Genomic DNA, 13,619 nt, shown 5'->3' with positions numbered 1-13,619 from the left:
GGCTGGCGACCGGAGCGGCGAAAGCGCGAACTTCCGCGTGCGCCGTCCGGTCGCACTGGAATGTGTGATCGACAGGAGGCGGGCGTTTATCGCGCCCGGCCCGCATCATGAAAAAACTTTTGACGGCTCTGGTGGCATCGCTGATGCTCGTCTGCACCGCCGCGTTCGCCGTGCCGACCGCGCGGCAGATCGAAGAGGCGATGACGCAGGGCAACTGGCAGAAAGCCGACGCCGGCCTGACCGAAGTGCTCGAGGCGCATCCGAACAACGCCCACGCGCACTATCTGTACGCGCAGGTGCTCGACCGCGAAGGCCGTTACGCCGACGCCCTCTCCCACCTGCGGCAGGCGAAGTCGCTCGATCCCCAGCTCAAGTTCACCGACCCGATGCGTTTCGCGTCGACGGAGGCACGCATCCGCGCGGACGCCAATCGCGCGAAGGTAGGCGGCAACGCCGTGGACAACACGCCCGCCCAGACCGGCACGGTCGCGCAGAACCCGTTCAATCAGGGTCCGGCGGCAGCGCAGGAAAAACACGGGCCGGGCATCGGCGCGTGGGTCGGCATCGCGGTGCTGTTCGCCGGCATCGCGCTCGTGCTGCGCTGGGGCCTGCGGCGCGCCCGCGCGAAAGACGACGGCCGCGCCGACGACGACCGCCGCACGCAGCTCAAACGCGCCACCGAGTTGCTCAACGAAGTGCGCACGCTCAAGCTCGACGTGCGGCTTTCGACCACGCCCGGCCATGAAGCATTGCTGAAGGAAGTGGAAGGCGTCGAGGCGGAACTGCGCGAGCTGACCGAAGCACTTTCGAATGCGAAGAATCCGGTGCCGCCGTACCGGGTCGAGGAACTCGGCAATCAGGTCGAGAGCCTGAAGGCACGCGCCGAGGGCCGGCCCGATCCCAACGCCGCGCCGCCTGCGCGCGAAAGCGACTCGGTGTATGCGCAGGAAGCCGAGCGCTTCGGCCGCAATCAGCAGGGGCCTTATCCGTACCCGCCCCAGCCTGCGCCGCAGCAGCAGCAGCCCGTGATCATCCAGCAAGGCGGCGGCGGATTCGGCGGCGGCATGGGCGGCCTGCTCACCGGCGTGCTGCTCGGAGAAGCGCTGTCGCATGGACGCGACCGCGTGATCGAGCGGCAAGTGCCCGCGCCGGACCAGAGCGGCGGGAACGGCGGGCTCGGAGGCAATGCCGATGGCGGCCTCGACTTCGGCAACGGCTCCAACGACTGGAACGACGATTCTGGCGGAGGCGTCGACCTCGGCAACAACGACGACAACTGGCGCGATACGTGAACGACACGTAAGGCTTGCTGCTTTCAGCGCGAGAGAAGGCTCCGATCCGTTCGGGGCCTTTTTTTATTCCCGCGCCGGGACCCGCGCGACATCATCCCGGCATCACCCACCGCCGAGAAAGCGCAGCAGCCCCCACAGAAACGTGAAGAACCCGATGATGAACTCCCACACGCGCGCAAGCTGGTCCCAGCCCGCGACGCGCGCGATCACCTCGAAAATCATGTCGCCCCGATGAGGCATCGCCGGCGTTGCCGAGTCGTCTTGTTCATCGTTCCCTTTAAAGTCGCGTGAAAAAAAAAAGCGGCTCACGCCGCCTCGACCACCCCGCATGATAGCGCCTGAGCCTTACGTCTAATCCTTTCGCGCCGTCTAAAGTTCCTGCGGGCGTCGCCGTAAAGCAGTCACCTACAAGAATATCCACACACGACCGGCGCCCGAACCGGCAGCCGAAGGAGACCAGCATGGCTTTGTTTGGCTTTCGCCGCGGGCAGCACGCGTCGTACTTTTCTCCTGCGTCGGCCTCGGCTAAATCGGCGATGGGAGACATCGCCGCGCAGGCGGGCAAGCTCGGCATCGAGATCTGCGACGTGTCCGGGCACGTCGAGGAAGTGGCCTCGCGCATCCAGCGCCAGGCGCTCGTGTGCCGGACCCTGCGCGAGAACACCGCCGTCACGCTCGACGGCAACCGCCGCATCGCGGAAGCCGCGCAGCACGCGCGTGTCGTCTCGCAGCGGGCGGCAGGCGAAGTCGAGCGATCGCAGGCGACCATCGAACAGTCTCTCGCCGACATCCACGGGCTCGCGGAGGGCGTGACCGTCATCGAAAGCCGCATGGGCGAGCTGCGCGCCGCACTCGCGCACGTGAGCCAGGTGTCCGAGGAGATCGCGCTCATCGCGCGCCAGACCAACCTGCTCGCGCTGAACGCGGCCATCGAGGCGGCGCGCGCGGGCGAATTCGGCAAGAGCTTCGCGGTGGTCGCATCCGAGGTGAAGAATCTTGCGGGCAAGACCGCGCTCGCGACCTCGCAGATCGAAAGCACCCTTGCGAAACTCACGCGGCAGACCGAGGCGCTGATCGACGAAGGCGCGCGCAACACGCGCCGCGCCGAGCGTGTGCGCGAAGGCACCCGCACGATCAGCGACGTCGTGCACGCAACGGGCGAAGCCATCACGCACCTCGACGACCAGGCCGGGAAGATCGCGACGCTCTCGGGCGAGATCGAGGCGCATTGCAACGGGCTCGAAGCGAGCGTGGAGGAACTGGCAAGCGGCGTCGAGGATTCGAGCCGCAACTTCGTGCAGGCGAAGGACCGGTTAGGGCGCCTGCTGTCGGTGTCGGAGACGCTGATCGAGCTGACGGCGGCCACCGGCGTGCGCACGCCGGACACGCCGTTCATCGAGGCCGTCGAGCGCACGGCGGCGCAGATCGCCAGGCGCTTCGACGCGGCGCTCGCGCGCGGCGAGATCACGCTCGACGATCTCTTCGACCGCGACTACCGGCCGGTCACGGGCAGTCATCCGCCGCAACACCTCACGCGCTTCACGGCCTTCACCGACCGCGTGCTGCCTGCGCTTCAGGAGCCGCTCCTCGCGCTCGACCCGCGCGTCGCGTTCTGCGCGGCGGTCGACGACAACGGCTATCTGCCGACGCACAACCGCGCGTTCTCGCAGCCGCAAGGGGACGATCCTGTGTGGAACGCGGCGCACTGCCGCAACCGCCGCATCTTCGACGACCGCACGGGCCTCGCCGCCGGGCGCAACACCAAGCGCTTCCTGCTGCAGACCTACCGGCGCGACATGGGCGGCGGCGAGTTCGTGCTGATGAAGGACGCGAGTGCGCCGATCATCGTCGCGGGCCGCCACTGGGGCGGCCTGCGCATGGGCTACCGGGCCTGAGCCTGCCTTGCCTCAGGTTTTCGGCTCGGCGCTCTCCGGTTCGACCTCGTCGGTGAGCGCTTCTTCGAGGCGCTTGAAGATGCGCTTGGTCGCGCCCCGTGCATGCAGCGCGAAGAGCAGCAGCGAGCGCCCCGTCACCTGATAGACATCGCCGGAATCGAAGTCCTCCAGTTCCTCGCGGATCGGCGCGTTGGTGTCGATGAGGCAGCTCCACTGATCGCTGCCCGGCACCTCGGGCAGCGTGAAATCGACGACATCGTGATGCGCGTTCACCACCACCAGCAGCGTCGCGTCCGACGCGGGACGGCGAATGCCGGTCGCCTGCGCGCGGCCGTCGATCACAAGCCCGAAGCAGCGCATCGACGGATCGTCCCATTGCTCGGGCATCAGTTCGTCGCCCGCGGGGCTCAGCCACTTGACGTCGGTAACCTGCAGGTCCTCGTGGTATTCACCCGTCAGAAAACGCCCGCGACGCAGCACTGGCAGCGTGTGGCGCAACGTCGTGAGCTTGCGCACGAATTCGATGAGCGCGCGCCCGTCGTCGTCGATGCCCTCCCAGTCCACCCAGCTGATCTCGTTGTCCTGGCAATAGGCGTTGTTGTTGCCCTGCTGCGTGCGGCCGAACTCGTCGCCCGCGAGCACCATCGGCGTGCCCTGCGAGAACAGCAGCGTCGCGAGCATGTTGCGCTTCTGGCGCTCGCGCAGCGTACGGATCTCGGGGTCCTCGCTCGGGCCTTCGACGCCGCAGTTCCATGACTTGTTGTCGGAGTGGCCGTCGTTGTTGTCCTCGCCGTTGGCGTCGTTGTGCTTCTCGTTGTACGAGACGAGGTCGTTCAGCGTGAAGCCGTCGTGCGCGGTGATGAAGTTCACGCTCGCCCACGGGCGGCGTCCGCGATGATTGAACTTGTCGCCCGATGCGGTGATGCGCGTCGCGAGTTCAGCGGCGACGCCATCGTCGCCTTTCCAGAACGAGCGCACCGTGTCGCGGTAGCGGTCGTTCCACTCGGCCCAGCCGGGCGGAAAGCCGCCGACCTGATAGCCGCCCGGGCCGCAATCCCACGGTTCCGCGATCAGCTTCACGCTGGAGAGAATCGGGTCCTGCCGGCAGCTGTCGAGAAAGCCGCCGCCCTCGTCGAAGCCGTAGGGCTCGCGCCCGAGGATCGTCGCGAGATCGAACCGGAAGCCGTCGACGTTCATCTCCGTCACCCAGTAGCGCAGGCTGTCGGTGACCATCTGCAGCACGCGCGGATGCGCGAGATTGAGCGTGTTGCCGGTGCCGGTGTCGTTGATGTAGTAGCGGTTCTCCTCCGGCATCAGGCGGTAGTACGACGCGTTGTCGATGCCACGAAACGACAGCGTCGGCCCGCGCTCGTTGCCTTCGGCCGTGTGGTTGTACACCACGTCGAGGATCACTTCGAGACCGGCCTCGTGCATCCGGTCGATCATCTCCTTGAACTCGGCGACGACGCCCGGCCCGCGCGCGAAAAAGCGCGGATCGGCGGCGAAGAAGCCGATCGTGTTGTAGCCCCAGTAGTTGGTGAGGCCCTTCTCGGTGAGATGGCTGTCGTTGAGAAACGAGTGGATCGGCAGCAGCTCGACCGAGGTCACGCCAAGGCTCTTGATGTGCTCGATCACCTCCTGCTGCCCGAGCCCCTCGAACGTGCCGCGCATGGCCTCGGGCACGGCGGGATGGCGCTTCGTGTAGCCACGCACGTGGGTCTCGTAGAAGATCGTGTGCTCCCACGGCACGCGCACGCGCGTCGGGTGGGTCCAGGTGAAGGTCTGGTCGACCACCTGGCACTTCTGCATGAAAGGCGCGCTGTCGCGTTCGTCGAAGGTGAGGTCGTCGCCGTCGGCGTTCAGCGTATAGCCGAAGACCGCGGGGTCCCACTTCAGCTCGCCGACGTGCGCCTTCGCGTACGGGTCGAGCAGCAGCTTGTTGGGGTTGAAGCGGTGCCCGGCTTCGGGCTCGTAGGGGCCGTGCACGCGATAGCCGTACACGGCCCCTGGCCTCAGGCCGAAGACGTACACGTGCCAGACTTCGTCGGTGTATTCGGGCAGCTCGATGCGCTCCAGTTCCTTCTCGCCCTTCTCGTCGAAGAGGCACAGTTCGACCTTCGTTGCATTCGCGGAAAAGAGCGCGAAGTTGACGCCTTCGCCGTCCCAGGTGGCGCCGAGCGGAAACGGCGACCCTTCGGCAATGCGGATATCGTTCGGCATGGAATGATCGTTCCCGGAAGTTGAGGTGCGCCGCGCGAGAGACGCAGCGCGGCGGGCGGAGCGGATGGACACGCGGGCGGCGAGGCGCGGCGTCCCGCTCCGGGCGGGTCGTTAGAAGCAGATTGCATGCCCGCGTGCGACTGACTCGTGAGGTATCCCCGCCGGTGTCGGGGAACGCAGGCGAATACGGAGCATGATGCAGGGAGTGCGCCGCAGCATGTCGCGCGCGATGGAGAAAAATGCCGCGCATGTCCGCGGACGATGTAAAAGATACTCGTCGGGCGCGCTCGCGGCATGGCGTGCGTTGTGCTTGCCTGTTGTGCTTACCTGATGTGCTCAATCGTTTCGCCCGCAGTCGCTTTCATGACGCCGAACATGCCGTCCGATGCGTCCATCCATCCCCATCCGCGAAGGGAGAATCCGCTTGCCGACCCGCCCGCCAGCCACGAAGCATTCGCCCGCCAGCCAGGCGGCCGCCTACGGTACCGCCGACGAAAGCCGTGCGGCGGGACGCGAACTGCGCGACGCCGTGCCGTTCGACGCCCACGCGGACTGGCAGCCCGCCCCCGCGCGCCCCGATCCGGTCGAGCGCGTGCTCGCCAACAACGCGGGGCGCCAGGAGCGGCTGATTCCGCTGCGCATGGCGCGCATGGCGGAGTCGCCGTTCGCTTTCCTGCGCGGATCGGCGAACGTGATGGCGTGGGACCTCGCGCATTCGCCCTCGATCGGCCACAACGTGATGATCGACGGCGACGCGCACCTGAACAATTTCGGCCTCTTTCGCACGCCGCGCCACGACGTGGTCTTCGACCTGAACGACTTCGACGAAACGCTCGTTGCGCCGTGGGAGTGGGACCTCAAGCGGCTCACGGCGAGCATCAATGTCGCGGCACGCGAGAACGGCGTCGACGAGAGCGGCCGCGAGCGCGCCGTGTGCGCCGCCGCGGCCGCCTATCGCAAGACGATGGCCGACCTCGCGAAGGTGAGCGCGTACGAGCTCTGGCAGATGCGCTCGTACGCAAGCGCGCTGCACATCGACCCGCCCACGCCCCTCGACGCCGAAGAGAAAGCCACGATCGAGCGCACCGTGGAGCGCGCGATGAAGCGCTCGCACGCCTCGATGCTGGCGAAGGTCGCCGAGCCGGCGGGCAAGGGCTTTCGCTTCAAGGTCGACCCGCCGATCCTCACGAAGCTAGACGCTGCCGAGAAGAACCACGTGATCGACGGGCTGAAGGCGTCGCTGCAGACGATCGCAGGCGAATGGCGGATGATGCTCGAACGCTACGACGTCGCCGATGTCGCGCACCGGGTGGTGGGCGTAGGCAGCGTCGGCACGCGCGCGTACCTCGTGCTGATGCTCGGGCGCGCGCTCGGCGACCCGCTTTTCATGCAGGTGAAGGAAGGCATCGTGCCGGCTGCCGCGCCCTTCGTGCCGCCGCTCGAGGAGCCGTTCCAGCATCAGGGGCGGCGCGTCGTGCACGGCCAGCGCCTCTTGCAGAGTTCGTCGGACCCGCTGCTCGGCTGGACGACGATCTCGGGGCGCGACTTCTACGTGCGCCAGATGAAGAACATCCGCGGCTCCGTGCCCGTCGACTGGCTGCACGGCGCGACCTTCGACTTCTACGCGTGGTGTCTCGGCCTCCTGCTCGCGCGCGCCCATGCGAGAAGCGGCGACGCCGCGCTGATCGCCGGCTACTGCGGCAGCTCCGACAAGTTCGACGCCGCCTGCGCGGGCTGGGCCGAGCGCTACGGCACGCAGACGGTGGCGGACCACGCCGCGTTCACCGAGGCGATCGCGAGCGGGCGCATCGAGGCGGCACCGGAAGAAAAGTCCTGACGCCGCGCGCATTTTCGCCTGAGGGAAAGTGCGCGTGACGAGAAGACGATCGCAACGCAAAGCGGAAAAAACTACACACGGGCGCGCGATCGATTGGCTATCATTCACCTGCTCCCGGCGCGGCGCCCGCGCAACGGCCCCGCCACTGCACCTGTCATGGCATGGCCCTTGCTGGCGCGTCTGCTGCCGATTTCACGAACTTCAACCCGAGGAAGCCACGCATGAGCATGATCGACGAATTCAAGAACTTCGCCCTGAAGGGCAACGTCATGGACCTCGCTGTCGGCGTGATCATCGGCGGGGCGTTCTCCACCATCGTGAACTCCATCGTCAAGGATCTGATCATGCCGGTCGTCGGGCTCGCGACGGGCGGACTCGATTTCTCGAATCTGTTCGTGAGGCTCGGCAACATACCGCCCACCTTCAAGGGCAATCCGGACTCGTACAAGGACCTCCAGACGGCGGGCATCGCCGTGTTCGGTTACGGCTCGTTCATCACCGTGCTGATCAACTTCATCATTCTCGCGTTCATCATTTTCCTGATGGTCAAGTTCATCAACAATCTGAAGAAGCCCCAGGAATCCGCGCCCGCCGCGACGCCCGAGGACGTGCTGCTGCTGCGCGAAATCCGCGACTCGCTGAAGAATCCGCCGCGCGCGTAAAGCGCAAGCCCAAACCTGCGCCGCCCGGCGGTCCGCAACGGACCCGCATTCGAGCCGCACCCGACCCGCGTCTTCGGCGCGGGTTTTTTATTGCCGCTACACTGAAAGCGTGCGCACACCATCTTTTTTCTTCACGAATTTTCGTCGCGCGCAGATTTGCGGGACTATTATTGAGACTGATGCCAAGCGAGCCGCCGCAGGTTTTCGGCACGATTCGTGCGCGTAGCGCATCGTCCGGGCGAACAATCGCCGGCGACGTGCAGCGTCCATCCGAATCGCCGTGAATCGACCACTTCGATGTGCTATAAAAGATCGACGTGCGGCCCGCAAGACGGGAGTGGCCGCATGAGGACGCTGCGTTTCTTGCAATTCTTTTTCAGGCGAATTTTTATGTCCTTCCCGAAAAAGCGTAAGCGCGTGAAGGTCGACGGGGACGAGTCGTTTCTCGCCGTGCTTCGGCATTTCAAAGCCTTCGGCCAGCTCGACACGAAGATCGCGCGCGCACGCGCGCAGGACGAGCCGGTGCTCTACGCTCACGTCCTGCCCGGCCTCGACGTCCTCTTGTGCAGCGTGCGGGGTGCGCAGCCGCCCTATCCCGCCATCGAGGAACTGCACCGGCGCTGTGTCGAATCGATCACCAATGCGCTCGAACAGCCGCTCGACGGCCTGGAAAACGGCGGCTACTGGTACGAGGCAAACGGCTTCGGCTTTCTCGTGTTCGCGAGCCGCGCCCGCTCGCAGATCCTGAGCGAATTTGGTGCAACCGCCTCGTCGCGCACGCGTCGCGGCACACGCCGGCAGGACGCCGGCGACGCGGCCTCGCGGCCGCTGCGCTGAATCTTCTGCCCTTTCGCCGGACGGCTCACGCTCCGGGCGACTTCAACACTTCGATCATCGCGGACAGGTCGGCTTCGGCCAGTCCGCGTCCGGCCGCCTGCGCGAGCACGGCGCGCGTCGCATCCAGCACCGGCATCGGCGCGCCTGCCTGCGCCGCCGCCGCGGCGATCGCCTCGGTATCCTTCTGCATCGTGCGGATCGTGGCCGTCACGGGGCGCTCGTCGCGCGTCATGCGCGGCACGAACGTCTGGAGCAGCACCGAATCCGCCCAGCCGCCCGCGAGCGCTTCGGTGAGGCGCGCCGCGTCGATCCCGCTCTTCTGCGCGAGGTTCACCGCCTCGGCAATGGCGGCGATCGTCGCGGACACGATGGCCTGATTGCACAGCTTCGACGTCTGCCCCGCGCCCGACGGCCCCATGTGCGTGACCCGCGACGCATACGCGCCAATCACGCCGCGCAGCGCGTCGATCGCGGCGGCGTCGCCGCCCGCCATCACCGCGAGCGTGCCGGCCACGGCCCCGCCGACTCCGCCCGACACCGGCGCGTCGACCCACGCGACACCCAGGTCCGCTGCGCGCGCGGCGTAATCGCGCGTGGCGTCGGGCCGGATGCTCGAATGGTCGACGATCCAGGCGGGGCGCACCGCCGCACCCGGCGCGTTCAGCACGCCACCGTCGCCGAACACGACTTCGCCCACCGCCTGCCCATTCGACAGGCACAGGAACACCGCCTCGCAGCCCGACAGCGCGGCGGGCGTATCGACGACCTGCGCGCCGTCGGCGGCGAGCGCAAGCGCCTTCTCGCGCGAGCGGTTCCATACCGACACCGCATGCCCGGCCTTCAGCAGATGCCGGATCATCGGCGCACCCATCAGCCCCGGCCCACAAAATCCGATCTTCACCGTCGCTCCTTCATGTCCTTTAATTGAAATCACATGGCGAACGCACCGCCATCTCGCATCTCGAGAGCATAACCAGCAAAGCCGTGGCGCACACCTTGCTGCAACACCGTTGCACGCCTCGCGATGCAACGCCAACCGCCTCACCCCAAGGAGAAGACCATGTCGGAACACGTATACAAGCACATCGAACTCACCGGCTCGTCCCCGCAATCGAGCGACGACGCCGTGCGTGTCGCCCTGATGAAGGCATCCAGGACGCTGCGCAACATGCACTGGTTCGAAGTGACCGAGACGCGCGGGCACATCGAGGACGGCAAGGTCCTGCACTGGCAGGTGACGCTCAAGGTCGGACTTCGCATCGAGGACTGAGCGGGCACGGCGCGCACGCCACACCCGAGCGTGCACGCGACACGAAAAAAGCCGCGCTTCAGTTCGAAGCGCGGCTTTTTTGTTCCCTTCCCGGCGCGACCGCTCCATGCGCCGTGTACCTTTTGCCACGCGCCGGCCGTTCCGGCGCATGGTTCACGTCGGCGTCATCGCGGCATCACCGCGACATCACTTCGGCAGCGAGCCGTCCACGCCTTCCACATACCAGTTGATGCGCTGCAATTCCGGATCGGTGAGCGTCTTGCCGGCGGGAATCTTCACCGCGCCCGTCTGATCCTTGATCGGGCCGGTGAAGACGTCCCACTTGCCGCCGTGCAGTTCTTCGCGCTTCGCGCTCACGGCCTGCATCGCGTTGGCGGGGATCGCGCCGCCGTTCAGGTCCTCCAGGTCGACCGCCTTCTGCGGCATGCCGAGCCATACCGGATCATTCTTCCACTTGCCGTCGAGGACCTGCTGGATCACCGCCGTGTAATACACGCCCCAGTGCGCGACCACCGAGCCCAGATGCGCGCTCGGGCCGAACTTCTTCATGTTCGAATCCCAGCCGAATGCGTAGACCTTCTTCTCGGCCGCGGTGGCGAGCGTCGCGTTCGAATCGGTGTTTTGCAGGAGCACGTCGGCGCCCTGGCCGATCAGCGTTTCGGCCGCCTGCTTTTCCTTGCCCGGATCGAACCAGCTGTTGATCCAGATGACCTTGGTGTGGACTTTCGGGTTCACCGAGCGCGCGCCCATCGTGTAGGCGTTGATGTTGCGGATCACCTCGGGGATAGGCACCGACGCCACGAAGCCGAGCGTGTTGGTCTTCGTCACGTAGCCCGCGGCGACGCCCGCCAGATACGCGCCCTGGTACATGCGCACGTCGTAGGTGCCGAAGTTCTTCGCCTTCTTGTAGCCGGTCGCCGTCAGGAAAATGGTGTCCGGGAAGTCCTTCGCCACTTTCAGCTGGAAGTCCTGATAGCCGAAGCTCGTGCCGAAGATGACCTTGTTGCCCTTGTTCGCGAGATCGCGGAACACACGTTCCGAATCCGCCGATTCGGGCACGTTCTCGATGCGCGAAATCCTGATCTTGTTGCCGAACTTCGCCTCAGCTTCCTTGCTGCCGACGTCGTGCGCGTAGGTCCAGCCCGCGTCGCCGGGATTGCCCAGATAGACGAACGCGATGCCCGGCGCGTCCGCCGCGTTCGCGCTCGCCGCCGCCAGCGTCGCGGACAGCGCGAGCGCCGCGCCCGCCGCGGTCACCGCGTTCAGCCATGGCTTGTTCATTGTGATTCTCCTCGTCGATGTTGTATGCGATGTTGTGTATGAAACGAAATCGTGCCAGTTTCGGCGGTCAAAAATGGGAGCGGAACCGCGTGCGGTCGCGTGCTGCCGCTGCGCAACACAGGGGCTGCAAGCGGGCGCCCGATGCGCGGGGTCGCGATGACGGGCGAATCTGCAGCACGGATGCGCCGCCCGGTGCGCAGCCGGTTTGCCTTCCGTTGCGCGACCCGGCACGCCGGCCGTCGTCAATTGCCGTCGATCAGCTTGCCGCGAAGAACGGCTTGCCGAGCGACGCCGGCGCGTTCAGCTTGATCGTGTTCGGATTGCGCGAGATCAGCACGAGCACGACGATCGTCGCGAGATACGGCAGCATCGCGAGAAACTGCGTCGGCACGGGCACGCCGACGGCCTGCGCGTAGAACTGCAGCGCCATCACCGCGCCGAAGAGGAGCGCGCCGATCATGAGCCGCCCGGGGCGCCATGTCGCGAACACGACGAGCGCGAGCGCGATCCAGCCGCGGCCCGAGGTCAGCTGCTCCTGCCAGATGTGCAGGTAGACGATCGAATAGTAGCCGCCCGCGATGCCCGCCATCGCGCCGCCGAAGAGCGTCGCGCCATAGCGCACGCCCACCACCGGAAAGCCCACCGAATGCGCGACCGCCGGCGATTCACCCACCGAGCGCAGCACGAGCCCCGCGCGCGTGCGGTACAGGAACCAGCCGATCACGCCGAACATGATGAACGCGAGATAGCCAAGCGGCGTGAGCGAGAAGAACGCGGGGCCGATGACCGGAATCGATGCGAGGCCCGGAATCGGCATCGCGTCGATCGACGCCCGCACCGCCGCCGACGTGTACGGCTTGCCCACGTACGCCGAAAAGCCGATGCCGAAGATCGTGAGCGACAGACCCGTCGCGACCTGGTTCGCGAGCATCGTGATGGTGAGAAAGCCGAACAGGAGCGACATGGCGAGCCCCGCGAGAACCGACGCGCAGATGCCGAGCCACGGGCTGCCCGTGATCGCGGTGACGGCGTAGCCGCTCACCGCGCCCATCAGCATCATCCCTTCGACGCCGAGATTGAGCACGCCGGACTTCTCGGCGACGAGCTCTCCCGCGCCCGCGTACATCAGCGGGATCGCGGCGACGACGGCGCTCGATGCGAGCGTGCTGGCCTGATTGATGTCCATCTTGCTATGAGCCCCGGAAGAATCAGGAATGCGCGGCGTGATGCGCGGGAACCCGGCGCCGCACGCGATAGTTGACGAACAGGTCGCAGCCGAGCAGGCAGAAGAGCAGGAGCCCCTGGAACACGCCCGCGAGCGCCTGCGGCAGTTGCAGCGACGTCTGCACCGCCTCGCCGCCGAGGTAGAGAAGCGCCATCAGCAGGCTCGCGAGCACGATCCCGAGCGGATGCAGCCGCCCGACGAACACCACGATGATCGCCGTGAAGCCGTATCCCGGGGACCAGCCCGCCTGCAGCTGGCCGATCGGCCCGGCGACCTCGCCCATCCCGGCGAGACCCGCGAGGCCGCCGGAGAGGAGCAGCGACGTCCAGATGGTTTTCTTGTCGGAGAAGCCGGCGTAGCGCGCGGCGAGCGGCGCCAGGCCGCCGACGTTCATCCGGTAGCCCGCGAAGCTCTTGCGCATGAAGAGCCAGACGAGCGGAATCGCGATCGCTGTCAGGAACACCGACGCGTTGATGCGCGTGCCCTTTAGCCAGCCCCAGTGCCAGTCGCCGTAGAGGCGCGGGAAAAGCGCGTCGTCGACGAACATCGCGGAGATCGGGAAGTTCATGCCCTCCGGGTCGCGCCACGGCCCGCTCACGAGGTAGATCAGCAGTTGCGTCGCGACGTAGGTGAGCATCAGGCTCGTGAGGATTTCGTTGGTGTTGAAGCGGCTCTTGAGAAGCGCCGGGATCGCCGCCCACGCCATCCCGCCCGCGACGCCGCCCGCCATCATCAGCGGCAGCGTCCACCAGCCGGACGCGTCGCCGACGTGAATCGCAATGCCGCCCGCCACGATCCCGCCGAGCAGCATCTGCCCTTCCGCGCCGATGTTCCAGACGTTCGCGCGGTAGCCGACCGCGAGCCCGAGGCCGATCAGGCAGAGCGGCGACGCCTTCAGCACGAGTTCGGACCAGCCGTTCACGTTCGAGAGCGGCTCGATGAAGAACGCATGCATCGCGCGCAACGGGTCCTGCCCGACGAGGCTGAAAATCAGAAAGCCGATGACGAGCGTCGCGACCGCGGCGACGAGCGGAACCGCGAGCTGCATCGCGCGGGACGGGCTCGGGCGTGCTTCGAGTCGGTAGGGAAAGTTCATTGTT

At 66.6% G+C, this 13,619-nt stretch carries 12 protein-coding genes; 6 read left to right on the top strand and 6 right to left on the bottom strand.

Going from position 1 to position 13,619, the window contains the following annotated elements; all coding sequences use genetic code 11:
• The first annotated feature begins 107 nt into the window (after window positions 1-107).
• Window positions 108-1,292, top strand: coding sequence for a tetratricopeptide repeat protein (locus tag BG61_RS16235; protein ID WP_035933184.1), 1,185 nt, complete (start codon window positions 108-110; stop codon window positions 1,290-1,292).
• 102 nt (window positions 1,293-1,394) lie between these two features.
• Here BG61_RS16235 and BG61_RS43285 read toward each other — a convergent pair whose 3' ends face one another.
• Complete coding sequence (locus tag BG61_RS43285) at window positions 1,395-1,532, bottom strand: hypothetical protein (protein ID WP_158447108.1); 138 nt, start codon at window positions 1,530-1,532, stop codon at window positions 1,395-1,397.
• A gap of 221 nt (window positions 1,533-1,753) precedes the next feature.
• On the opposite strand from BG61_RS43285, the gene BG61_RS16230 reads away from it, so the two are divergent.
• Window positions 1,754-3,187: a methyl-accepting chemotaxis protein gene (locus BG61_RS16230; protein ID WP_035933189.1), complete on the top strand. Its 1,434-nt coding sequence runs from the start codon at window positions 1,754-1,756 to the stop codon at window positions 3,185-3,187.
• A gap of 12 nt (window positions 3,188-3,199) precedes the next feature.
• On the opposite strand, the gene glgX is transcribed toward BG61_RS16230, so the two are convergent.
• The gene (glgX, locus tag BG61_RS16225) at window positions 3,200-5,407 is read right to left on the bottom strand and encodes a glycogen debranching protein GlgX (protein ID WP_035933191.1); all 2,208 of its coding nucleotides are present in this window, start codon (window positions 5,405-5,407) and stop codon (window positions 3,200-3,202) included.
• A 424-nt stretch (window positions 5,408-5,831) separates the two neighbouring features.
• Here glgX and BG61_RS16220 point away from each other — a divergent pair, with 424 nt between their 5' ends.
• From BG61_RS16220 to BG61_RS16210, 3 genes are all read left to right on the top strand, one after another.
• Window positions 5,832-7,244: a DUF2252 domain-containing protein gene (locus BG61_RS16220; RefSeq protein ID WP_035933193.1), complete on the top strand. Its 1,413-nt coding sequence runs from the start codon at window positions 5,832-5,834 to the stop codon at window positions 7,242-7,244.
• Window positions 7,245-7,465: 221 nt separating this feature from the next.
• Complete coding sequence (mscL, locus tag BG61_RS16215) at window positions 7,466-7,906, top strand: large conductance mechanosensitive channel protein MscL (protein ID WP_035933196.1); 441 nt, start codon at window positions 7,466-7,468, stop codon at window positions 7,904-7,906.
• A gap of 345 nt (window positions 7,907-8,251) precedes the next feature.
• Entirely contained in the window at window positions 8,252-8,743 is a 492-nt protein-coding gene (locus tag BG61_RS16210; RefSeq protein WP_035933197.1) for a hypothetical protein, read from the top strand.
• 25 nt (window positions 8,744-8,768) lie between these two features.
• On the opposite strand, the gene BG61_RS16205 is transcribed toward BG61_RS16210, so the two are convergent.
• Window positions 8,769-9,644: an NAD(P)-dependent oxidoreductase gene (locus BG61_RS16205; RefSeq protein WP_035933199.1), complete on the bottom strand. Its 876-nt coding sequence runs from the start codon at window positions 9,642-9,644 to the stop codon at window positions 8,769-8,771.
• A 159-nt stretch (window positions 9,645-9,803) separates the two neighbouring features.
• Between BG61_RS16205 and BG61_RS16200 the strand changes: the two genes are divergently transcribed.
• A complete protein-coding gene (locus BG61_RS16200; protein WP_035933202.1) occupies window positions 9,804-10,013 on the top strand; it encodes a dodecin in 210 nt (69 codons plus the stop codon).
• A 186-nt stretch (window positions 10,014-10,199) separates the two neighbouring features.
• On the opposite strand, the gene BG61_RS16195 is transcribed toward BG61_RS16200, so the two are convergent.
• The 3 genes from BG61_RS16195 to BG61_RS16185 form a co-directional block, all read right to left on the bottom strand.
• Window positions 10,200-11,294 (bottom strand): BMP family ABC transporter substrate-binding protein, encoded by a 1,095-nt coding sequence (locus BG61_RS16195; RefSeq protein WP_051672566.1) that lies wholly within the window; start codon window positions 11,292-11,294, stop codon window positions 10,200-10,202.
• Between the two features lie 256 nt (window positions 11,295-11,550).
• Window positions 11,551-12,480 carry an ABC transporter permease gene (locus BG61_RS16190; RefSeq protein ID WP_035933204.1) on the bottom strand — a complete coding sequence of 310 codons (930 nt, stop codon included), beginning with the start codon at window positions 12,478-12,480 and terminating at the stop codon, window positions 11,551-11,553.
• A gap of 22 nt (window positions 12,481-12,502) precedes the next feature.
• Window positions 12,503-13,615 (bottom strand): ABC transporter permease, encoded by a 1,113-nt coding sequence (locus tag BG61_RS16185; protein WP_035933206.1) that lies wholly within the window; start codon window positions 13,613-13,615, stop codon window positions 12,503-12,505.
• Window positions 13,616-13,619: the final 4 nt, after the last annotated feature.

It is taken from the genome of Caballeronia glathei (genome assembly GCF_000698595.1).
In the GTDB taxonomy this organism is placed as follows: Bacteria; Pseudomonadota; Gammaproteobacteria; order Burkholderiales; family Burkholderiaceae; genus Caballeronia; species Caballeronia glathei.
This window is presented reverse-complemented; position numbering and strand designations above follow the sequence as displayed.

Bases quoted from the DNA above. Each gene is read 5' to 3' on its own strand.
- BG61_RS16235 (WP_035933184.1), top strand. From the start codon at position 108: ATGAAAAAACTTTTGACGGCTCTGGTGGCATCGCTGATGCTCGTCTGC.
- BG61_RS43285 (WP_158447108.1), bottom strand. From the start codon at position 1,532: ATGCCTCATCGGGGCGACATGATTTTCGAGGTGATCGCGCGCGTCGCG.
- BG61_RS16230 (WP_035933189.1), top strand. From the start codon at position 1,754: ATGGCTTTGTTTGGCTTTCGCCGCGGGCAGCACGCGTCGTACTTTTCT.
- glgX (WP_035933191.1), bottom strand. From the start codon at position 5,407: ATGCCGAACGATATCCGCATTGCCGAAGGGTCGCCGTTTCCGCTCGGC.
- mscL (WP_035933196.1), top strand. From the start codon at position 7,466: ATGAGCATGATCGACGAATTCAAGAACTTCGCCCTGAAGGGCAACGTC.
- BG61_RS16210 (WP_035933197.1), top strand. From the start codon at position 8,252: ATGAGGACGCTGCGTTTCTTGCAATTCTTTTTCAGGCGAATTTTTATG.
- BG61_RS16200 (WP_035933202.1), top strand. From the start codon at position 9,804: ATGTCGGAACACGTATACAAGCACATCGAACTCACCGGCTCGTCCCCG.
- BG61_RS16195 (WP_051672566.1), bottom strand. From the start codon at position 11,294: ATGAACAAGCCATGGCTGAACGCGGTGACCGCGGCGGGCGCGGCGCTC.
- BG61_RS16190 (WP_035933204.1), bottom strand. From the start codon at position 12,480: ATGGACATCAATCAGGCCAGCACGCTCGCATCGAGCGCCGTCGTCGCC.
- BG61_RS16185 (WP_035933206.1), bottom strand. From the start codon at position 13,615: ATGAACTTTCCCTACCGACTCGAAGCACGCCCGAGCCCGTCCCGCGCG.